Below are 23,586 nucleotides of genomic sequence, written 5' to 3' on the forward strand. Positions count from 1 at the left end.
ACCTTAATTTTTATGCCTCTTGTTTCCATTTTTTTTGAAGTATTTTTTAATTTCCCATAAAACAAGAAGATCCTTAGTAATTCCCTAATCTTCTACATCGAGTAGTTTTTTTAGTTTTTGTAATATTTTATTTCTTGATGTGAAAATTTTTTTGGAAGATACATCTTTTTCTTTTGCTAGATCTCGGATTGTTTTTTCTTCAAAATATAAAGCATCGATTATCTTTCTTTCTTCCTCATTTAAGTTATCAAGTGCCTTATATAGATCCCCTATTCTAAGCTTAGTCTCAATTATCTTTTCTACATTTACACTTTTATCTACTATATTTTCTATAGCATCATTTTCGCTTGTAAAATAAAGATCTCTATACTTTCTATCTAGTCTTGATAGATACTCTTCACGATTCTTTAGTTTCTTATATTCTCTATAAATTTCATCGCTTACATATATTTTCTTTCCATCCACATAAATATATTTTTCTTTAGACATCTTGTCCTCCTTTTCTTTTTCAAATTCTTTTTTGAAAATAAAAAAAGGAGGACTGCGACATTTAGACATGCCGCGTCCTCTAAAAAATAATAGTTTAAAAACTAAATGCAGTTTTTTATTAAATCTAAAAAATAAAAATAAATATGATGTTTAAATAGGTAGATAAACTTATTATTTCCTTATATAGATTTTTTATCATTAAAGTATCTACCTCCATTACACATATATCTTTCTAAATATTGATATGAGCATAATTATCTTTTTTAGTATCTAAATATTTTATTAAAAGTATTAATAACTAAAGCTTGTCATGAAATTTATCAGCTTCCATGCTTGTGTGATTATCTAAATTATTATTAAAATAATTTATAAATCTGAGTTTTATTTGTTCTTTCAAATTCTTAAATTTTTTATCATCCTTAGATTCAACTAAAAAATAGCATATATAGATCTGAATTCTTCACAACTGAATATTTTATCTATTAATATTTCTATAATATTTGTATTAATAATACTGTCTACATCCTTTAATACAAATTCTATGAATTTCACAAAATTAAATTTTTCAGAAATTAAATCATATAAAATATCCTCTTTTCTTTTATAATAACTATATAAGCATCCTGTACTTATTCCCGCTTATATATCATTGTTGACTTATTAAACCTTTTGGAAATAAATACTTTTTTCCCAATTTTTTTGTATTTGTAATTTTTTTGATTGACGGATAATCTTTATCTTTTTGAATTTTCATTCACAATGAAAATCTCTCCTTTCAAAGTCTAAATATATTATTTTTTAAAATGTTATTTAGTTGCCTTTTGCCATTTTTGAAAGAGCTTTTCCTTGCATTATTAATCCAACTATAATCATCAATAAATCAACTGCCGGCTCTGCCCACCAAACTGCACTACTACCAAAAATTTTAGGAAGTATTAACATAGCTGGAACAAATAAAATAAGTTGTCTTAGCATTACAATCTTTCCTGCCTTTTTGCCATCACCAATAGCTTGGAAAAATGTTATGGTCATAACCATTACTCCGTATAAAATAAATACTGAGTAAAATAATCTAAGATTATTCAATCCTTGTGATATTATTTCTTCACTTACATTAAATCCTGATAGAATTTCTCTTGTAAATATTTGTACAGGTATCCAAAATATTGCAGCAAGAACTAGTCCGCCTATTGAAAATACTTTCATAGTTTCTCTTACCCTATCAAATTTTTTAGCACCAAAATTTGTTCCAACGACCGGTTGAAGTCCTTGGCTCATTCCCCAAAGTGGAATGAATGAAAAGGCATAAATTCTTAGAGTTGCTGCCATTAATATGCCGTTTGTCTCTCCTCCGTATAAAAAGGCTTGTTTATATAAAAGTGTCTGTTGAATCATAAAGAAAACTTGCATAATCATTGCAGAAACTCCTACACCAAACATTTCTTTATAAACTTCTTTATACTTTCTAATTTTTCCTATTTTTACATTTTCACTTTTATTTTTAAAGTAATATAAAGTTACAATAGCTTGAATAATTTGAGCAACTACGGTTGCAATGGCAGCCCCTTCTATGGCATATTCTCCCATAGCTTTCATAAGTATTGGATCAAGAATAATATTTATAAAGGCTCCCATTGCCATAATTCCCATGGCTCTTTTCATAAGACCTTCGCCACGCATAACCATATTAGCTGATTGTGTGAAGTTTACAAAAATAGAGCCTAAAAATATTACCCTTAAGTACCTAACTCCAAGTTCTTTAATCTCTCCACTTGCACCTACTAAGTCTAGAAAATGTGGAGCTAAAATTATTCCTCCAACTGTAATTATTACGGAAAATAAAATTACAAAATAAATTAAATTTCCCATAATCTTATCTACGGTTTCTCTATCACCTTTTCCAAGAGATCTAGATAAAATTGATGCACTTCCCACTCCAAGTAAAGTTGATGTACCACTGTTAAAAAATGTAAGTGGAAGTGCAACTCCACAAGCGGTCATTGCACTTTGTCCTATAATATTTCCTGCAAAAATTCCATCCATTAATGGATATAATCCTATAACTATCATTCCGATTACGGCCGGAATTGATAGTTGAAACATTAAAGATAATGGACTTTTTGTAAGAAGTTGTTCTTTCATATCCTGTTTCACGTACTTACCTCCATTTATAATAAATATTTTCTCACAGTATTTTTACGCCATTATTTTTATTTTGCAGCTCTACCATATTTTTATAAATCCCATTTAAAGAAATTAGTTCATTATGGGTTCCTTGTTCTACAATATTGCCTTCCTTGATTACAATAATATTATCGGCATCTCTAATAGTATTTAATCTATGAGCGATAACTAATAATGTTTTATTCTTTACCAATTCACTGATTGCTTCCTGTATATAGCTTTCATTATCCACATCAACACTTGCTGTTGCTTCGTCAAGAATTACAATAGGAGCATTTTTTAATATACAGCGAGCAATAGAAATTCTTTGTTTTTCACCACCAGATAGAGTTGCACCTCCCTCTCCGATCATTGTGTCAAATCCATCAGGAAGTGCCATAATAAAATCATAACATCTTGCTTTTTTGGCTGCTTCTATAACTTCTTCCTTAGTTGCATTTTCTTTTCCCATAGCAATATTATTAAAAATTGTATCTTGGAATAAATAAACTCTCTGGAAAACCATACTGATTTCTGACATCAATTCAGACAGTGAAATATCCTTTATATTCACACCTCTAATCAAAATTTCTCCAGAGTCTACATCCCAGAATCTTGCCAAAAGATTTGCCACTGTGGATTTCCCTCCACCGGACTGCCCAACTAAAGCCGTCATTGTATTCTTATTCATTTTGAAACTCATATCATGCAAGACTTCTTTTTCACCATAAGAAAATTTAACATGATTAAAACAAATTTCAGGTTCTGAGTTATCAGAATTTGAAATTTGTTTTTTGCCCACATCTTGCAGTTCGGTTTCATTTAACACTTCTTCAATGCGATCTAAAGCAGCGTTCATTACAGTAAGCCTTGTAGCTTCACCATAAAGTGTTTTTAAAGGGCTAAATAAGTCAAACACAAACAAAATAAGCCCCAACATATATGGAAGTCCCAAAGTTCCTTTACTATTAAGATATAAAGCCACTGCCAAAATAAATGTAATTCCAATCCCATAAATAATATTTAAACCGGTTGTCCATGGTGTTATTTTATTTTCAAATTTTATAGATGTCTCCTTTGAGGATATAAAATTATCTGTAAGAGATTTAGAATTTTCACCTAAAAGGTTGTAACTTTTAATAACACTGATCCCCTCAGCAAATGACAAAACTGAATCTGTTAGTTTTTCACTTTGTTCTTGTCTAATAACCGATTCAGATAAAGACATTTTGTTCATGCTATTTGCAAGCAGTGTTGCAACCAGTGTTACACACATCGCAATCAGTCCAATTCTGTAATCTAAAACAAACATGAATATTGTTAGTACAAGCGTTGATAATACATAGCTCATCATATTTGCAATCGTACTCATGGAAACTTCTTCAATAAAAGCCATGTCCGAACTTAAAACAGAATTTATTTTTCCTAAATTACCTGCTGTAAAATATCCCATTGGAAGCTTTCTAAGATGATTCCCAAGCTCCATTCTTTTATCAGCAAAAATCATAAAGCCAGCTGCACTTTGTAATTTATCGCTTAAGAAGTGAACCACAGCTTGTAATAAAACCACTAAAACAAGTCCTACTCCGACATATAGAAAAGTTTTGGGGGTATTCGTTTTTTCATAAAATCCAATCAAAACGGTAAATGCAATAAATATAGGCATTTTACTTAATATAGATTCAACAAAGGCAAATATAAATGCGGACTTTATTCTGTTTTTGTATTTACCTGATAAATTTAAAATTCTTGAAATTAGTCTAAACATTCATTTCACCTTTCTTTCTGCTGATTTTCCAATCTTTACTAAATAGTGTCGCATCCCATAATTTGCGATATTCTACCGAAGATTCTAATAAATCTTTATGCTTTCCATTCGCAACTAAACGACCATGATCCATAACCAATATCTGATCTGCATCTACAATAGACGGCAACTTATGTGCAATAACAATTAAGGTTTTGTCTTTTACAAGTTCACGAATAGCCGCTTCCATTTTTTCTTCATTTTCCGGATCTGCGTAAGCTGTTGCCTCATCAAGCACAACAATCGGAGCATTCTTCAAAATGGCTCTTGCTAATGATATTCTTTGCCTTTCTCCACCTGAAAGCATCTTTCCTGCTTCTCCAGCTAAAGAATAAATGCCATTCGGAAGTCTATTTAAGAACTCCATGCACTGGGCTTTTTTAGCTGCTTCTATAACATCATCATCACTGGCATCTAAATTACCAATGCGAATATTTTCTAAAAGCGAGGTATTAAACAGATATTGGTCTTGTGCTACATAAGAAATTTGTTTGTTGAGTGATTCCAATCTTATATCCTGTATGTCTTGTCCACCAATACTTATGCTTCCATCTAAAACATCATAATAATGAATTAAAAGTTTAGCCAAAGTACTTTTTCCTGAACCGGATTCGCCAACAATCGCTGTCTTTTCGCCGGCTCTTGCCGTAAAACTAACATTATGAATAACATTCTTAATATAGGTTTCAGGCTGCCCATTTTCTCCCATTTTGCTTAACTGATAGCCAAAGGTAACTTTGTCAAATAAAATAGTCTGTCCTGTTCCCTTAAAATCATTTTCTCCCTGTTTTAAAGGAGCCATATTTAAGGCTTGTTCTAAAGCAGAAATTTTATAATTTAACTGCGGCATAGTTGGTAAAAATCCGAGAGCTTTCAGTAGTGGTAAGCCTATACTTAAAGAAAGGCATAATATTAATATTAAGTTAGAAAGGCTTGCATAGCCCATATATACAAAGTAGCCACCAAGCGGCAATGTTAAAATAATTGTGCATGGAAGTAAGGCACTGTATAACGCCATCCATGGCCATGCCGTCTTATACCAAGCAAGTGCATAATCTCTGTAATTACTGATATCTTTAGAAAGGCGTTCATAAGACTCTGTTTGCTTATTAAATACTTTTACAACTTCCATACCGTTTACATACTCAATAATGGTATTATTCATTTTTCCACTTGCCATATAATATGGACCCATTTGTTTCATACCTACAGAGTACATAATCATCATTGCGAGAACGCTAATCGGAATAGAAGCTAATGACATTAAAGCTAATCTCCAGTCAATAAAAAACATTGAAACATAAACCATAATAGGTACAATTAAATTAGCTATTCCTTCAGGAAGCGAATGAGCTAAAAGCACTTCTAAACTACCAATATCATCCACGAACATTTTTTTGATTGTACCCGTCCCTTTTTCTTCAACAACACCCAATGGAAGAGCTTCCATTTTTTTCTGTAAAGATGTTCGAAGTCCAAGTAACGTGTTGTATGCTGCTTTATGTGAGACATTAAGACCTACTCCACCTAAGACAGCTTGTAATACTAAACAAACTAAAATGCTTATCAATAAAAAAACAATTCTTTCAAATTCCAATTGTTTACCTAAAACAAGTGGATTGATGATTTTATATACAAATAGAAAGGGTAACACACCCATAATTACACTAATAAGCATAATAAAACTTGCTAAGTGAATTGATTTTTTATGCGTACCAGCATATTCGAAAACCTTATTTAACATAGTTTATCTCCTTCCATAAAATTTTTTTATCCATAAAATCCATGATCAACTCTTCATTTCCTTTTACAGATATTTTTTTATAATCCTTATCACCGAGCATTAAGACGGAATGACAGGTTTTAAATAACAGCTCTAAGTCATGAGTAATTATTATAATTGGAATCTCCTTTGCTTTTTCTTTCATTAATTCGGACATGATTTTCATACTTTTATAATCAAGCCCTGATGTTGGTTCATCCAAAATTATTAGCTTACGACATGATAAAAATGAAGTGATAATTGCCAATCGTTGTTTTTGTCCCCCTGATAATTTCTGTGGGTGATTGGTTTTCTTATTCCACAAATCTGTATCTTTTAAGTAGTTACGGATTTCTTCTAAATCACTTTCTGAATTTTTATCTTTGCAAAATATCAGTTCATTTTCTACTGTGTCTAAAAAAATCTGAGCATCTACATCCTGTAATACACAGTATGAGTTTCTGAGCCTTTCCTTTTGTTTATGCCCATAGTTTACATCTAAATATTTTTCAGATAATCCGCATAATGCTTTTGCTAAAGTACTTTTCCCAATACCATTAGAACCAATAACTCCCATTATTTCGCTTTTCCCAAGCTCAAAAGTTAAATTTTTTATCAAGGTTCTTTTCCCTTGATGGATACAAGCGTTATTTAGTTTTATGTAGCTTTCAGCTACAATCGGTTCTATTTCTGATACCAATTCTCTTTCATTAAGTGTTCTTAACTCAAGTTCCTTACATTTATCATTACTAAGACTCCCATTCGGAAAAATACCACATATTGTACCATCTTTTATATAAATCAACCTGTTAAAAATCTCTTTTAAATAATAGAGTCTATGTTCCGCTATAATTATTGTCTTCCCCATCGCTTTCAATCTGAGAAGTATTTCACTGAAGTGTTTTATACTATCGTAATCGAGGCTACTTGATGGCTCATCAAAAAAAATAATATCTGTATCATAGATAAGAGTTCCAGCTATAGCTACTTTTTGCTTTTCTCCTCCTGATAATTCAAAAATGGATTTTTTGCTGATATGGCTTATTCCTAATAAGTCCATTGCTTCTTCAACCTTTTCTTTTAATGTATCCCTGTCTAAGCCCAAATTTTCACCCACTAAAGCAATTTCATCTTCAACAACATCACAAAAAAATTGATCTTTAGGATTTTGAAATACATTGCCAATATATTTAGCTAACTCTCCCTTTTTATATGCCGTTATATCTTTCCCTAAAATCTTGATTTCTCCGTCCAAATCACCATCATAAAAGGATGGAATAAGCCCGTTTAGTAATCTTAAAAGTGTCGTTTTTCCGCATCCGGAAAGACCCGTTAAGACTACAATTTCGCCTTTGTTTACGGACATTTTTAAATTTTTTAATATCAAATCTTCTCCATAATGAAAAGATTTGATTTCTGCCTCTAAAATTTTTTCCATAAACTCGCCCCCAACAAAATCATCCCTCCGACTATCATTGCGATATCAATAAAAGTAATTTTCACCTCATGAAAACTTGTTTTTTCCCCATCGTATTCAATTCCTTTTGATATAATTGAACAAGTTAAGGTGTCGCTTATGTCTATGCACTTATACATAAGAGGAACAAAATATAACTCAAATGTTCTAATTGGTTTGAAAATACTTGCTTTAAATCCTCTAATTTTCATGCCGTTGTTTATTTCCTTCATCCTAATAGAGATTTCTGGAATAAAACGAAAAAATACTGTGATTCCTATACCTATTCCACCATCAACTCCAATTTTTCTAAATGCAGCAATTAGATGCGAGGAGCTATATGATGACAGAACTCTTCCCAATATGAAAAGTGGAGCAAACTTCAACACTACAAGTAACATTGTATATATAGAGCCAATCAAAACATTTCCTAAATGAGGTTTTAGTAAATAAATAAGTCCCCATACTATAAGCAATGAACATATCGTTCTAAATGCTTTTTTGATAGAAAATAAAAATAATAACCCTAAAACAAAAATAAGGGAAAATAGGTATTGCGATTGTTCTCCTACCGTTAAAATAACTGAAAACAATAAAATCAACCCAACTATAGTAAGTGGGTTGATTTTATCTGATAGTTGGTGTTTGTTTTTATTATTTTTTTTCATCTCTACAAAACACTTTTTTTCTTCCTATTGCTAAAAAATTTATTATAAATGTATGTCCCAAAATAAGCACCTATGACTGAAGCTACAAGTGAAATCAACAGACAAATCAATATGTTTCTAGGAGTGTAAAAATTATAAAGGAATGTTGCATAATCTTTTGTAAACATTTTTGGGAATTGCTTTGCAAGTCCTTCTACACCAAATACAAACATAAAATACATAGCATGTAAGGAATATATGAACATACCTGCTCCAAACGCAGTTCCAATCCTCATATTTTTATTCACATAATTTTCCTTTTTACCAATTACAAGTTCTGCTAAAATTCCTGCAATAGCACAAACAACGATTACTGGCCACATTCCCATGAGAACATAGAAAACACCCATCAATAGAAAATATAAAAATGCTGTACCTCTTTGTTGAACCTGTTTACACATAATAACAAAAACCGGTGCTACAATAATTGTTGGCAAGGCTGACGATAAATATAAACTTGGGAGCATTCCAAAGGATCCCGTCAAAAATCCTAATCCCATTGTCAAAACAAATCCAATAACTGAAAAAACAGCTATTTTTACAACACTTTTTAAATTCATAAGTTAATCCTCCTTAAAATTTTATTTATGTCTAATACATAGATATTAATTTTTAACTCCATAATCTCCACGACCAATATAACTAAGTTATATTTAAGTTAAAAATCAATTATAACTAAGTTATATTTAGCTAAAATTTATTTATAATCCTCGAATTTTTCTCCATCCTTCATTAAAGAACTGTGAAATCAAACTTGCATTTAATTTTACTTCTTCTTTATTTTGCGAATGAACTGCTACTTCTGACAAAGCATAAAAATATGCATGATTCAGCAAGTGTATTCCTCTATTAGTTATTACATCATTGACATTATTTTCGCCATAAATCATACTTAGAATTTTAAAATGATTTTTGTCTTCTCTCTCAATGATACTATCTAAAAAGTTATTATGTTTTGTTCCATAAGAACTGAATATTAAAAGTTCAAACACATCTTTATGTTCAAAGAAATACAGTACCATTTCAATAGCACCTTGTGCTTTTGATTCCAAAACATTCTGAATAGCTTCTCTACTTATTGGGCTTTCTTTCTTATAAACATCAAAACTCTTGTCTTCATACATTGTATAATATATGTTTATTTGGTCTATAAGAGGTTCAACCAATTTACAGAAAAGATCTTCTTTATCTTCAAAATGTCCATAAAAAGCACCTGTTGTCACGCCCGCAGCTTTACATATTGCTCTTAGATTAGCTTTTTCAAATCCTTTTTCTTTGAAAATTTTTTTGCCACAATCTAATATCTTTGAGTGAGTTACCTCATAATCTCCATTAGCCACTATTCACTACATTCTCCTTTCAAATATAACTTAGTTATATTATAACACACCTTGCTTTTAATTTCAATGCTAATACATGTAGGTACTATAACCTTTAATATAAATAATTTAATTCCTATATGCTATAATGTAATTATTTGATATCTGAACCCCTTTAATTCCAAATTTATGTAATTCATTAATAATACATTCATTATCTATATTTTCCCATTCCAATGTATATACCATCTGTCTTTGTAAAATTTTATCTCTATTAAGATTAATCAGAAATTTCCATTGAAACTTGTTTTTTCTAATGTGTTTTTTTCTTTCATTATCAATTCATATTCATAATCTCCTACTCTCACATTCTCCAATACAGTTCCGTTCTTTATATAAAAGTACTCTTTACTTAAATTACTTATAAGTAATTTAAGTTATCATAAAATAGTGTATTTTTATTAAACAAAAATAGCAAAAATAGCAAAAATAGCAAAAATAGCAAAAATAGCAAAAATAGCAAGCACAGTAAGTGCATATGCACTTACTAAAAATGGAATAAGAATACTACGATTATATCGCTTATTTTTTCCATTTTACTTGTTGGGGAATATCCCCAAACCCCTAAATTTATAATAATTAAATTCAGCAACAAACGCTTATAATAGCCCCAACGTAAACTTGAATATTATCTCAAAAAGTGATAAAATATGAATAATAAAAATTTAAATCAGGAGATTTCCAGACGAAATATATAGAATAAATTAAACCTGTAAGTCAAGTTGTCCTACTTGAATTTACAGGTTTTTCTTTTTTATTTCGATTAATAAATTTATTAAGGAGGTTAAATTATGACAAGTAGATTTAGAAATAACGGAATCTATTTAATGTTATCTGATGAGGAGTTAGAATTGCTAAATGAAAAATATAAAGCATCTAAGTGTAAAACTCTTAGGCAATTTATTATGAAATGTATTTTAGAAAAAGATATTTATGTATTAGATATGGATGTATTTCGTGAAATGTCAACAAATATAAGTCGTACTTCAAATAATATAAATCAAATTGCTAAAAGGGTAAATACTACATCAATTATATATAAAGATGATGTAGAAGATTTAAAAAGCTTATTAGAAAATCAAGCAAAAGATATTTTCTCTATGCGTAAAAAAATATACTCTCTTACTAATTCTAATAGCATAAATACTGAGAAAGAATAATGGCAATTACTAAAATTCATCCTATAAAATCCACTTTAAAAGTAGCACTTGATTACATTATGAATAGTGATAAAACAGATGAAAAAATTCTAATTTCCTCCCTAAACTGTAACCCTATAACTGCTCATTTAGAATTTGAACAAACAAAAATAGAATGTAATTCTAAAGCAAAAGTTTTAGCAAGACATTTAATTCAATCTTTTTTTCCTGGAGAAACTACTGCTGAAGAGGCTCATCAAATAGGTATAGAACTATGCGATAAAATCTTAAAAGGAAAGTATGAATATGTTCTTACTACCCATATAGATAAGGGACATATTCACAATCATATACTATTTAATAATGTTTCTTTTGAAACTGGTAAAGCATATCAAAGTAACAAAAAAACTTACCACCAAATTAGAAATCATAGTGATGATTTATGTAGAAAATATAAGCTCTCTGTTATAGATGAAGATTATGTAGAATTTAAAGAAAAGTATAAAACCAATGGTAAATCCTACAAAGAATATATTGAATTTAATAAAGGAAAATCTTGGAAACATAAACTTCAAATTTCTATTGATCATGCTATTAATAAAGCAAATAGCTATGAGAATTTCTTAAAGCTTATGGAAGAATATGGCTATGAAATTAAACTTGGAAAATATCTTTCTTTCAGACATAAAAAACAAGGAGAAAAGGGGCGATTCATTCGTGCGAAGGAAACTACTCTTGGAAAAGATTATACAAAAGAGAAAATAAAAGAAAGAATTGAAAATAAGGTAAATGAAGATTACAAAAATAGTGAAATATATTATGCTAAGAAATCTTATAAGAAATTTGATAATATAATAGATATAGAAGGCAATGAAAAGGTTAAATCTTCCAAAGGTTATGAAATATGGGCAAGAAAACATAACATGAATACTATGGCAAATACCTTAAATCAGCTTAGAAAATATGGTCTATCATCTAGTATGGATTTAGAAAATAAACTTCAAGATGAGGCTGTTAATAGGCAAAAAATTTTAAATAAAATTAAGGATATAGAGAAAGTTATGAGCGAAATTTACACAGCTATTGAAGACATTAACACTATAAAAATAAATAAGGTTATCTATAAAACCTATAAAGAAAACCCAAATGATAAAGATTTTTATAGTGAATATAAGCCTCGAATTATCGCATATGAAAAAGCAATAATTACTTTAGAAAGGTGTCAATATAAAAATCTAAGTATAAAAGAGTTGTCAAAATTATATGATGAATACAAAAATAAAAAAGATATTCTTATGGATGACTACTCCAATAAGAATATCTTGATAAATGAATTGACTCAATTAAGAAAAAATACTGATAAATATCTTGATAATGAATTATATAAGTAATTGGATCTATAAAAAAATGATAGGATAGTGTGGAAACTTTTCCACAGCCCCTTTCAAATATGAGCTCTCATTTTGCCTTTGCCAATAAAAATCGAGTAGGACTAAATATAACCCTCTCACACCATCGTACGTGCCATTCGACATACAAGTAGTTCAATGCAAATAATAATCAAAACAGCTTTAAAGTCCTCTCTTTTTGAGGATTTCTTTGTTTATATAGTACAATCCTGTTATGTTAGTTACAACTTAATAATAGTCGCCAAACCCCTAGGACTGTTTTCTATCTACAGTGGGACATTTAATTTTCTTTTAAACTTTTATAATGAATTCTCGTGTTCCCTAGCCTTCCAACTCTCTTTTCTTTTTCAGAATCCAAATCCTAAATATTTTAGCTTTGTTGGTTTAATAACTTTGAATTTTGTTGCATTTACTTTTAATCCTAACTTCTTTTCTATACATTTGGTTACTAAAACCATTACTCTGTTTGCCACTACACTGTTTGCTACTGTTAGTATACTTTCATCTAAACATCAAACCAACCTTAATATCATATTCCTGTTCGTCAAGTCATGTCGTTCCTCTCTTCCACATATCTCCATGTGAAATTTCAGGATCGCTATGAAATTCGTCGACAACTACGCTATTTAGGAACTTTCACCCCAGTATTGGAACTTGCCCGTTATACAAAAAATTTTGATGCTAATAATTTAGTTAATATCAAAATTTTAAATACCATTATATTTTAAAAAAACAATTAATACTAAACTTATAAAAATAGCACTAATAAAAGCTATCCAAAAAATAAATTTATCTACTTTAAACTTAGATTTAAATTTTTTTAAAGCTAAATTATATATTCCCACGCCCAATACACCACCTAATGTATTATTAATTATATCAGTTATATCAAATACTCCAATTGACAATGCGTACTGTAAAAACTCTATAGCTAAACTAAAGAAAAATACAAAAAGAATACTTTTTAAATTGTTTTTACGAAATAAAATAGATCTAATCATAATTCCCAAAGGTAAAAAAATGAGTATATTTGATACCATCTCATCAAAAACAACTTTAATATTAACTGTATTGTCATAATAAAATGGTAGTAAATTTATTTGTCGCTCAATCAATAAATTATTGATTGAAAATGTCATTTTAAATACTACAATAAAGATTAACCAAATTATATAGTATACAGTTAGCACTTTCATCCCAACTGAAATATATTGATTTTTCAATTTCATAATTAATTCCCCTTCAATCTATTAAAGTCACTTAAATTCCTTATTATACATTAACTTATATCTATTACAGTTTTCAATTAAATCATCGTGACTCCCATCACCTACTATTTTTCCATTATCCATCACAATAATTCTATCAGAATTCATCGCACATCTTATCCTATGGGTGATATATATAATAATCTTATCATTCAAATTATTTAAAATATTATCAAATATGATTTTTTCAGAAATTATGTCTAATGACGAGCTTGGCTCATCAAATAACAATAGACTTGATTTTCTATACATAGTTCGTGCTATTGCAATTTTTTGCCATTGTCCGCCTGAAAGTTCCTGCCCATTTTCAAACCAATTACCTACTACTTTATTAATATTATATTTACCATCATTTTTTAAAAATTTTGCATCAGCACTATTTAATGCTGTTAGAATCGAAAAGTCGTCTTCATTTCTATCAATTTGCCCTAATATAATATTCTCTTTTATTGTCCCCTCATATTTCAAATAATCTTGAAATAATGAACTAATCTGTGTTCTATAAGATTCTATTTCAATATCATCAAATTTCATCCCATTAATTAAAAACACACCTGAATCTGGACTATACAATCCAGCTAAAATTTTTAGAAGTGTACTTTTTCCTGAACCATTTTCCCCAATTATTGCAATGGATTCTCCTTTTTTTATCTTTAAAGAAATGTCTTGCAGAGCTAAACTATTATCATCATAAGAAAAGTTTATATTAGATAACGATATTACATTAATGTCTTTTATTGATCTTAGTATAGTTTTTGTCTCTTCTTTTAAATCGTCAGTTTTAAATTCAAGAAACTCTTTAAGTAAATTTATATATAAATTTGAATTAATAATATTGTATACACTGGTTCCTGTTTCATTAAGAGAACCTTGAAATATAACAATTGTGCTTATGTACACCATAGCAGTTCCAATTAAAAATTCTCCATTATACGTTTTAAATGCAAGTTCTTTAAAAATATATAAATTAATAAGAACTTGAAAAAAATTTATAACAATTATTAATAAAGCTTTCAATTTTTCAATGCTATTATTTTGATTAATAATAGTATCTGTAATTTCTTTATACTTACTAATAAAATAATTTTTTAACCTAAAAGTTTTTATCTCCTTAAAAGCAATATCGTGAGTTAATAAAAAAGAATAATACCAACTTTTCCTCTCTAAAGTACTTCTTCTATTTCTTATATTAAATTCTAATTTACCTATTCTTATTTCTCCAAACACTGATATTATGGTAACTGCAAACAAAAGAATAACCAAAAAATAATTCCATTTAATTAATACATACATAGCTATAATAGTTTGCGTTAAATTAAAAAGCAAATTAATAACTGACATCAATATTTCATATGGCTTTAATGTAGCATCTTGCTCTATTCTGTTCAAAATATCGTAAGTTTTATTATCTTCAAGTTTTTTTAAAGGCAAATCAGCACATTTTCCCATTACTTTCCTCATGGAAGAATAAGTAACTTCATTACTTAACCTTTGTAAATAGTAGTTTTTAATATTATCTACTATTACAGATATAAATTGTAAAGATAAATATATAAGTATAAGTATTATAATATTATCAAATCTAGTGGAATGAATTTGAATTATATTAATTATTGTTTGTCCTAATTTAAGAACTAAAAACGGAAAAACACCACTTACAATTGACAATATTATAGTAATCGCAAAAGAATTTTTATCTACTTCATAAATCATCTTGAATGCTATTTTTATACATTCAAGATGATTTATTTTATCCTTACCCATATATTTATCCTCTACTTCCCATTAAAATATTTATTGCTTTATTTTGTTATATGATTTTATACTTAGCAATAAATACAGAGCAATATTAATTAAAGCCATTATTACTAGAAACTTTGGAATCCATAAAATTTTACCTGGCAACTTAACAAATTCAAATTTTTGATACTGTTCAATTAAGCTATTTTCTGCAGTACCTAATCCCATAGACGGCAAAAAATAAAATATTGATTTAAACAAAGTTTTTCCATACAATAATGATGGAATAAAAAATAAAGCACTCGATATGGCTGATGAAACCATAGAAACTTTTGAATTTATAGCGACAAATATTGACATCATTGAACTTGCAATAGTAAATAATATACTTAACAAAAATACACTTAATATAACTTTACCTATAGTTAAATTAGATATTGACAGTTGATTAAATAGTAACATTTGAAAAGATGAGTCTAAACCACTAGTGTAAATATATTTAATAGTGCCATAATAAATAGATATATTTAATATCAAATAAAGCGATATAATACTTGCTAAGGCAAGTATCTTGCTGCAAATATATTTATTTCTTCCATTTTTAGTTGTCCTAAAAATTGGATCTAGGTAATTTTCTTTATCCTCAACAATGCACTGTGATGAAATCAATATACAAATTAGTGATAATACCGTTATAAAAATATTTACGAAAAATAGTATATCCTCACTAAAATATCCTCCATAATAAAATGGTTTATTTACCTCTTTATATTTTTCTAGAGCAAATTCAGTTATCTTGTCATTGTCATATTTCTGTTTTATGTCCCTTTCCAATGCATCATAACAACTTTGATAAAAATTTAAATCTTTTTCTGTATCAAGTTCGTTTACATCAAGTAAACTTCCAGATGTTGTAATTGTATATGGGTATGTTATTACTCTTAATATAGGATCAAATTTAGATATATTTTTTTTAGCATCCTCTGATAAGTTTTCTCTACTGTTTACATTTTCATTATTTAATATTTCTTTATAAGATTTTACTACTTTAGTTATTTTTTCTTCTGTCAAATAACCTTCAGAGGCTTTATCATCCTCATTAAAATGATCTATAGCCTCTTTTCCAAAATAAGTAATTGTATCTCCAGAACTTATATCATCATATTGTACACTTCTATAAGTAATAAATGATATCAAAAAAGTAAAAACTAAACCCATGCCCAAAAAGACTCTTACCGATTTTTTAAATAAAAATCTTTTAAGTTCCTGTATATATATATTCATAATCTATAAACTATACCTCCCTTACAGCTTTGACAAAGCAAACTAGTCTTATTATTTATAATTATTATAGAAGCCCACAAAATATAGACTAAAATTTCTATATAGTGTGAGCCTCTATGATTCATCATTAATATGATGCTCTAGGAGTTTTTAAAGCGCGAACTCTGTTACCAGTTCTATATTCTCCTTTACCGCCACAACCACAGCCACAATGAATACAACTATCATTGTTGCCACGATATCCAGCAAAACCTGTTGAACACATGCATGCTTGTGGTTGAGCTCCACTGCCCGGATGTCTTCCTATAGGATTTATAAATTTCACATTCTCACCTCCTTCTCAATTATTTAAATATATATATACATATATACTTATCTAATTCATATCATTTTTACTGAAACTCAATTTCGTTAAATTCCTTGAGTACATCTGGATTTTCTTCCAATATCTCATGATATTTTATCAAGCTATCTAATAAATATTTTCTTTCACTTCTACAAGAATTATGTCTATAAGAAAAATGTGTGCCATATTGATCATAGCAATTTACATAACATAAAGTACATAAATTAATAGCCCAACAGTCTTTGCAATATTTGCTAGATTCTTTAATAAAATCATCAAAATATAATTCTTTTATTCTTTTTTCATCAAACCCTTTATGTACATTTCCTATCTCTGGAATATCTCCTACCTTTTCACAAATTTTGAAATTTCCGTCTACTGTAACATATATTCGTCTTTCTCCAGGGACACAACAACCATTCATCCCATATTTTTTAACAGGCTTTTCAGATAATAATCTTTTGTGTATAATCATCATAGCCTTATCTACATCAGCATCTGTAAATATTTCATTAGTATTATCTTTATTCCTTATTTTATTTTTTTCATCCCACGATAAAATTGGATCATAATAATCTTTTAAAATCATTCTTTCTTCATAAGATTGTGGTCTTGTATATATGCTTTCATGTGGTCCATAATCTATGGAAGATGTTAATATGTTTATATTCTTAGGCAACCAATCGCATTCATTTAAATAAACTTGTATCTTATCATACTTATCCTCATAATCAGGTCCTTCGATTACCATGTTTAAGGTGATGTTTTCTTTATTATTATATTTTTCTGCTGATCTCAATAAAATTTTTAATCCATTAATAGTTTTTTCAAAACTTCCCTCTCCAGTAACAAACAATCTATTTTTATTATGAAGTTCTTTATATCCATCTAAACTTACTATAACATTGAATTTATTCTTCATAATATAATCAGCAATTTCTTCATTCATTAAAGTAGCATTTGTTGTCATAGAATAAGTCATTTTATCAAATAACTTATTCGCATAATCTGTTGTTTTCTTTATAAGATCATAGTTTATTAATGGTTCTCCACCATAAAATCCAATATGACGTTCATCAGAATTTTGTGAATGAGCTTTTAAAAAATCAACAGCTTTTTTTGCTACTTCCCAGTCCATATTCTTATGACCAAAAGCTCTGTATTCAGGATGAGATTCATTATAGATGCAATATTTACATCTTAAATTACATTTCTCTGTAACCTCTAAGGTAACATTTTGTATCTTATTATCTATTATCTCATCAATTTGTTCATAAGTTTTTCCAGTCAAACAATTAAATTTAGTTGCTGAGAGTATACTTTCTTTATTAATCGCATCTTTTATTTCACTTATAGCCTCACAAAATTCTTGTTCAGACATATCAAGTTTTATAAAATCCAAGAAATTTTCGCTCTCTAAAAATTTAGTTAAGACTTTATACACATTTTTATTTATTTGTGCTACTTTACCAGTACCACTATCATAATAGTAAAAATTATATTTTGTTTTAAATGTTTTGCCTAATCTCCCAGGATATTCTTCCTTACATAACTCTTTGTACTTATTTTCTAACTTTTCTTTTTCTAGGGTTATTAAGTCCATAATTACCTCCAATTTTTGAATACATCATTACTACTAAACTTGGTAAAATAATAATATATATTACAGCTGATATCATTATAAGACTTGATGAACTCATCCAATTTCCAAAAACATTTACAAAATTAAAATCAGCTATTTGATTTTGTAATGAATTGAGTAGTCCTATTCCTGAAGATGGAAAAATATAGTTTATAGCACTAATCATACCAATAGGAGAAATTATTGTTGGAAATACTGCTAATAAAATTGATTTCATTATGGATTCAACTTTTCTTTTACTTAATACAGAAATAATTAGTGTAGCAAGAATGGTTGAAATCAATATGATACTATTACAAATAAGCATATATTTATTAAACTGTCCAAAGTTCCAATTATGCAAACTTAAAGCACTAAACATCATCTGAACAGAAGTCTTTTTATACTCTGTTCCAAAAGCATAGTCTAATATAGAGCCTTGTATGAAGTTTCCTAAGAGCAAAGTTAATACCGAAATCGTAAGTGTTGCTAGGATTTTATAGATGGCAAACTTTCTTCTCCCATATTTAGTTGTTTTAAATATATAATCTAAATCATTCTCACTATCTGACGAGAATATTGGAGCTGCTACTACAACCATTAAAATTATTATTATCGTATTATAAAATCCTCTATAATCATTTGCATCTGTACTATAATATCCATAATATTCATATGGAGTTTTTATTTTACCCAGTGCTTTTTCAGATTTTTCTATAATTTGATTCTGAGCTTTATTAGGATATTCATTTTCAATTACTTTTTTTAGATAATCAAATACTTTATTGTAAAAATATTTGTTATCATTGATATCCATGCTTAAAACTGGAGGAAGGTTATTACTTTGAGAATCAGTGAATACTTCATTTACTTTCTTATTTATATGTTCTATAGGCATAAGCTTCTTTGTATTAATTTCAGGTTTTAATTCAGACCTATCAGTAACATTATATTCTCTTAGTATTTCTCTATATTTTTTTGTGCCATTATAAATTAAATCTTCTGTTATCTTTCCTGAATAAGGCTCTTTAGCTTTTTTAATATATTCTATTGCTTCTTTTCCTTTTAAATTTTTTACTTGATCTCCTTCTCCATAGGTAATTTTTGTAAAATTAATTGGAGCTATGGAAAGCAATATAGCAAGTAGTAATGAAAACAATATTATAATTTGATTTGTTTTTATTGATAAAATTCTTCTTATTTCATTTAAATAAATTCTCATATTAGTTCACCTTAAAGCTTCTATCCTCTGGGAATACCCACAAATAAAAATCTTCCAAGTGAGCTTTTACTAATTTAGAATTATTCAATATATTCTCTTCATTTGATATATATCTAATGAGAACATTCCCATCCTCTTGCTGTTTTACATTGACAACATTTAATTGTGATTCTTTTTCTTCGTATTCTCTATTTGTTATAGATACTTCGTATACCTTGTCTTTAATTTTAGATATTAATTCATCTGTTGTCCCAGAATAGACAAATTCACCATTTTTCATTATCAAATTTGAAGTTGATATATACTCAATGTCAGAAACTATATGAGTAGAAAGGAGAACTATTCTATCTTTAGATATTTCGGTAATAAAATTTCTCAGCTTAATTCTTTCCCCAGGATCAAGCCCCGCTGTTGGTTCATCTAAAATTAAAATTCTTGGATTATTTAAAATAGCTTGACATATTCCTACTCTCCTTCTCATTCCTCCTGAAAGCTTTACTACTTTTTTGTACTTGACATCAGATAAGTTTAATACTTCTAGGAGTTTATTAATCATTTCTTCTGTTTTGCTCTTGTCTATACCTTTTAAAGCAGCTACATATTGTAAAAATGAATTTACAGTAAACTCTGGAGCACAAATAAATTCTTGAGGTAAAAATCCTAACAAATTCCTATATTCTTCTCCTAATTTGTTGATTCTTTCCCCATTATATAAAATTTCTCCTTTACTTGGTTTGCTAATTCCAGTAATCATCTTTATTAATGTAGTTTTCCCAGCCCCATTTGCTCCTAAAAGTCCCCAAACACCTGGACATAACGTAGCTGATGCATTATCAACCGCTAATTTATCTTTAAATTTCTTACTTACGTTTTTAATCTCTAATTCCACTAAACTACCTCCCTTATCTTTTATGCTTCCTTATTAAAAAGTAAAAAATACATGTTCATGTTAGTGATAAAAATTTTACTCCTCTATGATTTTATTTTAATTGATACAATAAAAAAGTATTTTAATATTCTATTGATTAATTCTTAAGATTTCATTAATTTTAAAAAAATAAAAAAACACCTTAATTATGTAGTTTTATACATAATTAAGGTGTAATCCTCATTTATTTTTTAATCTTACAATGACAATAACTTCATTATTAGAACTTTCTACCTCTATCTTACCCTCATGTAATTCAATAATTTCTTTTGCGATAGGTAAACCTAAGCCACATCCCACTTTTTTTGAATTTCTTGCTAGATTTAATCTAGTAAATTTGTTAAACATATTTCTTATCTGCGCTTCTTCTAGTGTATCGGCCTTGTTAATAATTTTTAATATTACACACTTATACGTTTGATATATTTTAACTTTTATCTCTGTATTTGCATAAGAATATAAGATTGCATTTTTTAAAATATTCTCTAAGGCTCTTTTCATTTTATTTGGATCGACATTTACAATTATTGAGCCTTCACTTGAGATATTTATCTTATGATTATTCTCTTTCATCATAGGATAAAGCTCATCTTTTAATTGTATTAAAAAATATTCTAAATCAATTTTTTCTTTATGAATACTAAATTCACCATTATTTAATCTAGCAATTTCAAAAAATTGGTTTATAAGATCTTCTAATCCTAATGCTGTTTCTAATAATTGTCTAATATATTTCTCTCTTTGCTTATTAGGCAAGTCTTTCATTTCATCGAGCATTGATAAATATCCAATGATAGATGTCAAAGGAGTTCTTAAGTCATGTGCTAAGTAGGTGATTAAATCATTATCTTCATTTTCTCTTTTTTTAAGCGTATATTCTATCTCTTTTTGTTTAAATTTTAATCTATTTATGGAATCTTCTAAAGTTTTATAAGGAGTCGGGAAACTAACAATATTCTCATCCAAATCGTCTATTTTTTTGCATAAGTCAATATAATCTTTCTCTAATTTTGAAAATTCTTTTATTATAATAATTAATATCCCCAATAATAAAATAACAAAAAAAATCAGATCCAATCTAATAACAAAAAATTCGTGTATTTCATTATTAAATCTAAAAATATTGCTATCTATTGCAAACATACAACTCATTAGAATAAATAAAAATACCATAATTTTTATTACTATTTTTTTTAGTATATCTTTAAAATATTGATCTTTATCCAATTTTATACCCAACCCCCCATACAGTTGTTATTATATTGTTTTGCACTCCTAACTTTTCCCTAATATGTCTAATATGAACTGAAACCGTATTGTTTTTTATATAATATTCATCCGGATATAATTTATAGAATAAATCTTCGGATCCTAGTACTTCAGATTTTTTCTCTAGTAATGATTTTAAAATAATAAATTCAATAGGAGTTAAATCAATTTCCTGTCCATCAACTAAAACTTCTCTTGATTTGATATTTAAATCCACATTTTGATAAGTTAAAATATTTCCTGTACCTTCTTTAGTTTTTAAATTATAATTATTGTATCTTCTTAATTGAGCCTTTACTCTAGCAACTAACTCTCCAGGTAAAAATGGTTTAGTTACATAATCATCCGCTCCAAAGGTTAAGCCCTTAATTTTACTTGACTCATCATCTTTTGATGTAAGCATAATAATTGGATAATTAAAAGACTCTCTAATCTTTTTGCATAAATAATATCCATCTTTATCAGGTAACATAATATCTAAAATCGCTAAATCAAATTCTTCTTCCTTAATATATCTAATTGCTTCCTCTGAACATGTTGCCTTTTTTATAATATAATTTTCATTTTCTAGATATATCTCTATTAAATCTAAAATACTTTCATCATCTTCTACTACTAATACTGAGTAATTCATAACTAAATTTCCTCCATTTTAAATCTATCACTTTTGTCAAAACAACTTTAAAAAAATAAAGAAATTTTTTAAGTAAAAGAATCAAGAAGAACAATACAACATCCTTTTAATGAATTAAATCTATCTTTCTAAATTTCTTAAATCTATAATTTTTGATTTAATATACATTTCTTTCGTTGTTTATAAATGTCTACTTATAAATAAGTATACCATTATTCCTTATCTCATTTCAATATCTATATCTACTATATTGATAATAGATTGTCTTTGCTGTCATCACATATACTATATCTTTTAAAAAGTTTTCGTCTGTTCTAGCCTTCTAATCGTCTTTTCTTTTTCAGACTTCAAATCCAAAACATTTTAGCTTTGTTGGTTTAATAACTTTGAATTTTGTTGCATTTATTTTAATCCTAACTTCTTTTCTATACATTGGCTACTAAAACTATTACTCTATTTGCCACTACACTGTTTGCTACTGTTAGTATACTGTAATCTACATATCTAACCAACCTTAATATCATATTCATGTTCATCAAGTCAGGTCGTTCCTCTCTTCCACATATCTCCATGTGAAATTTCAGGATTGCTATGGAATTCGTCGACAAATACGCTGTTTAGGGACTTTCACCCCAATATTGGAACTTGCCCCATCATACAATACAGTAAGCAGACTAAAACCTGCCCCCTATAATCTTTTACCTTTCTATGCTATTATCCTTTTTCTTCTTTTCATCCACTTTCATATTCCCTTTAGTCTTAAATTCCTTTAATTTCCCTATTGTTGATGCTTTTGCTTTAGTATGCTCTTTAGCTTTTAATAACTTTGCAGAGTATACTTTTAGACTTGTGTATTCCTTATTATCCTTTCCCATACTTTTCTTTTCTTTTCCAAATAGGTGTACAAAATCTCCTTTTTTCAAATTTTTTACTTGATTGATTTTGTCATTATAGGCGTAGCAA

Annotated in this window: 20 protein-coding genes; 2 read left to right on the top strand and 18 right to left on the bottom strand. The window is 28.1% G+C overall.

Annotation, left to right across the window (positions count from 1 at the left end; translation table 11 throughout):
* Window positions 1-84: 84 nt before the first annotated feature.
* The 8 genes from HMPREF0077_RS09280 to HMPREF0077_RS09315 all read right to left on the bottom strand — a co-directional run bounded on the left by HMPREF0077_RS09280 (window position 85) and on the right by HMPREF0077_RS09315 (window position 9,724).
* Window positions 85-489 carry a sigma factor-like helix-turn-helix DNA-binding protein gene (locus HMPREF0077_RS09280; RefSeq protein ID WP_072469600.1) on the bottom strand — a complete coding sequence of 135 codons (405 nt, stop codon included), beginning with the start codon at window positions 487-489 and terminating at the stop codon, window positions 85-87.
* Window positions 490-1,299: 810 nt separating this feature from the next.
* Window positions 1,300-2,643, bottom strand: coding sequence for an MATE family efflux transporter (locus HMPREF0077_RS09285; protein WP_004837752.1), 1,344 nt, complete (start codon window positions 2,641-2,643; stop codon window positions 1,300-1,302).
* Window positions 2,644-2,674: 31 nt separating this feature from the next.
* Complete coding sequence (locus tag HMPREF0077_RS09290) at window positions 2,675-4,420, bottom strand: ABC transporter ATP-binding protein (RefSeq protein ID WP_004837753.1); 1,746 nt, start codon at window positions 4,418-4,420, stop codon at window positions 2,675-2,677.
* Window positions 4,413-6,203 (bottom strand): ABC transporter ATP-binding protein, encoded by a 1,791-nt coding sequence (locus tag HMPREF0077_RS09295; protein ID WP_004837754.1) that lies wholly within the window; start codon window positions 6,201-6,203, stop codon window positions 4,413-4,415. Before HMPREF0077_RS09295 ends, HMPREF0077_RS09290 begins: the two co-directional genes overlap by 8 nt.
* Entirely contained in the window at window positions 6,193-7,659 is a 1,467-nt protein-coding gene (locus HMPREF0077_RS09300; protein ID WP_004837755.1) for an ABC transporter ATP-binding protein, read from the bottom strand. Before HMPREF0077_RS09300 ends, HMPREF0077_RS09295 begins: the two co-directional genes overlap by 11 nt.
* Window positions 7,644-8,345, bottom strand: coding sequence for an energy-coupling factor transporter transmembrane component T family protein (locus tag HMPREF0077_RS09305; RefSeq protein ID WP_004837756.1), 702 nt, complete (start codon window positions 8,343-8,345; stop codon window positions 7,644-7,646). Before HMPREF0077_RS09305 ends, HMPREF0077_RS09300 begins: the two co-directional genes overlap by 16 nt.
* 2 nt (window positions 8,346-8,347) lie before the next feature.
* A complete protein-coding gene (locus tag HMPREF0077_RS09310) occupies window positions 8,348-8,944 on the bottom strand; it encodes an MptD family putative ECF transporter S component (RefSeq protein WP_004830159.1) in 597 nt (198 codons plus the stop codon).
* Between the two features lie 141 nt (window positions 8,945-9,085).
* Window positions 9,086-9,724, bottom strand: coding sequence for a TetR/AcrR family transcriptional regulator (locus tag HMPREF0077_RS09315; RefSeq protein ID WP_004830157.1), 639 nt, complete (start codon window positions 9,722-9,724; stop codon window positions 9,086-9,088).
* A gap of 830 nt (window positions 9,725-10,554) precedes the next feature.
* Here HMPREF0077_RS09315 and HMPREF0077_RS09320 point away from each other — a divergent pair.
* Both HMPREF0077_RS09320 and HMPREF0077_RS09325 read left to right on the top strand, forming a co-directional pair.
* Window positions 10,555-10,923: a plasmid mobilization protein gene (locus HMPREF0077_RS09320; RefSeq protein ID WP_036764329.1), complete on the top strand. Its 369-nt coding sequence runs from the start codon at window positions 10,555-10,557 to the stop codon at window positions 10,921-10,923.
* The gene (locus HMPREF0077_RS09325) at window positions 10,923-12,293 is read left to right on the top strand and encodes a relaxase/mobilization nuclease domain-containing protein (RefSeq protein ID WP_004837758.1); all 1,371 of its coding nucleotides are present in this window, start codon (window positions 10,923-10,925) and stop codon (window positions 12,291-12,293) included. The genes HMPREF0077_RS09320 and HMPREF0077_RS09325 overlap by 1 nt, the downstream gene beginning before the upstream one ends.
* Window positions 12,294-13,018: 725 nt before the next feature.
* On the opposite strand, the gene HMPREF0077_RS09330 is transcribed toward HMPREF0077_RS09325, so the two are convergent.
* From HMPREF0077_RS09330 to HMPREF0077_RS09375, 10 genes are all read right to left on the bottom strand, one after another.
* Window positions 13,019-13,540: a VanZ family protein gene (locus tag HMPREF0077_RS09330; protein WP_004837759.1), complete on the bottom strand. Its 522-nt coding sequence runs from the start codon at window positions 13,538-13,540 to the stop codon at window positions 13,019-13,021.
* A 27-nt stretch (window positions 13,541-13,567) separates the two neighbouring features.
* Window positions 13,568-15,343, bottom strand: a complete 1,776-nt coding sequence (locus HMPREF0077_RS09335; protein WP_004837760.1) for an ABC transporter ATP-binding protein — start codon at window positions 15,341-15,343, stop codon at window positions 13,568-13,570.
* Window positions 15,344-15,373: 30 nt separating this feature from the next.
* Window positions 15,374-16,603 carry an ABC transporter permease gene (locus HMPREF0077_RS09340; RefSeq protein WP_004837761.1) on the bottom strand — a complete coding sequence of 410 codons (1,230 nt, stop codon included), beginning with the start codon at window positions 16,601-16,603 and terminating at the stop codon, window positions 15,374-15,376.
* 127 nt (window positions 16,604-16,730) lie between these two features.
* Window positions 16,731-16,928: an Apre_1838 family putative sactipeptide bacteriocin gene (locus tag HMPREF0077_RS09345; RefSeq protein ID WP_022620838.1), complete on the bottom strand. Its 198-nt coding sequence runs from the start codon at window positions 16,926-16,928 to the stop codon at window positions 16,731-16,733.
* Between the two features lie 67 nt (window positions 16,929-16,995).
* A complete protein-coding gene (locus tag HMPREF0077_RS09350) occupies window positions 16,996-18,552 on the bottom strand; it encodes a radical SAM protein (RefSeq protein ID WP_004837764.1) in 1,557 nt (518 codons plus the stop codon).
* A complete protein-coding gene (locus HMPREF0077_RS09355) occupies window positions 18,512-19,792 on the bottom strand; it encodes an ABC transporter permease (RefSeq protein ID WP_004837765.1) in 1,281 nt (426 codons plus the stop codon). Before HMPREF0077_RS09355 ends, HMPREF0077_RS09350 begins: the two co-directional genes overlap by 41 nt.
* A gap of 1 nt (window position 19,793) precedes the next feature.
* Complete coding sequence (locus HMPREF0077_RS09360) at window positions 19,794-20,681, bottom strand: ABC transporter ATP-binding protein (protein WP_004837767.1); 888 nt, start codon at window positions 20,679-20,681, stop codon at window positions 19,794-19,796.
* A 219-nt stretch (window positions 20,682-20,900) separates the two neighbouring features.
* Window positions 20,901-21,947 carry a sensor histidine kinase gene (locus HMPREF0077_RS09365; RefSeq protein ID WP_052588113.1) on the bottom strand — a complete coding sequence of 349 codons (1,047 nt, stop codon included), beginning with the start codon at window positions 21,945-21,947 and terminating at the stop codon, window positions 20,901-20,903.
* Window positions 21,940-22,623 carry a response regulator transcription factor gene (locus HMPREF0077_RS09370; protein WP_004837769.1) on the bottom strand — a complete coding sequence of 228 codons (684 nt, stop codon included), beginning with the start codon at window positions 22,621-22,623 and terminating at the stop codon, window positions 21,940-21,942. Before HMPREF0077_RS09370 ends, HMPREF0077_RS09365 begins: the two co-directional genes overlap by 8 nt.
* A 698-nt stretch (window positions 22,624-23,321) precedes the next feature.
* The gene (locus HMPREF0077_RS09375; protein ID WP_248596452.1) at window positions 23,322-23,546 is read right to left on the bottom strand and encodes a hypothetical protein; all 225 of its coding nucleotides are present in this window, start codon (window positions 23,544-23,546) and stop codon (window positions 23,322-23,324) included.
* Between the last annotated feature and the right edge of the window lie 40 nt (window positions 23,547-23,586).

It is taken from the genome of Anaerococcus tetradius ATCC 35098, assembly GCF_000159095.1.
Classification (GTDB): Bacteria; Bacillota; Clostridia; order Tissierellales; family Peptoniphilaceae; genus Anaerococcus; species Anaerococcus tetradius.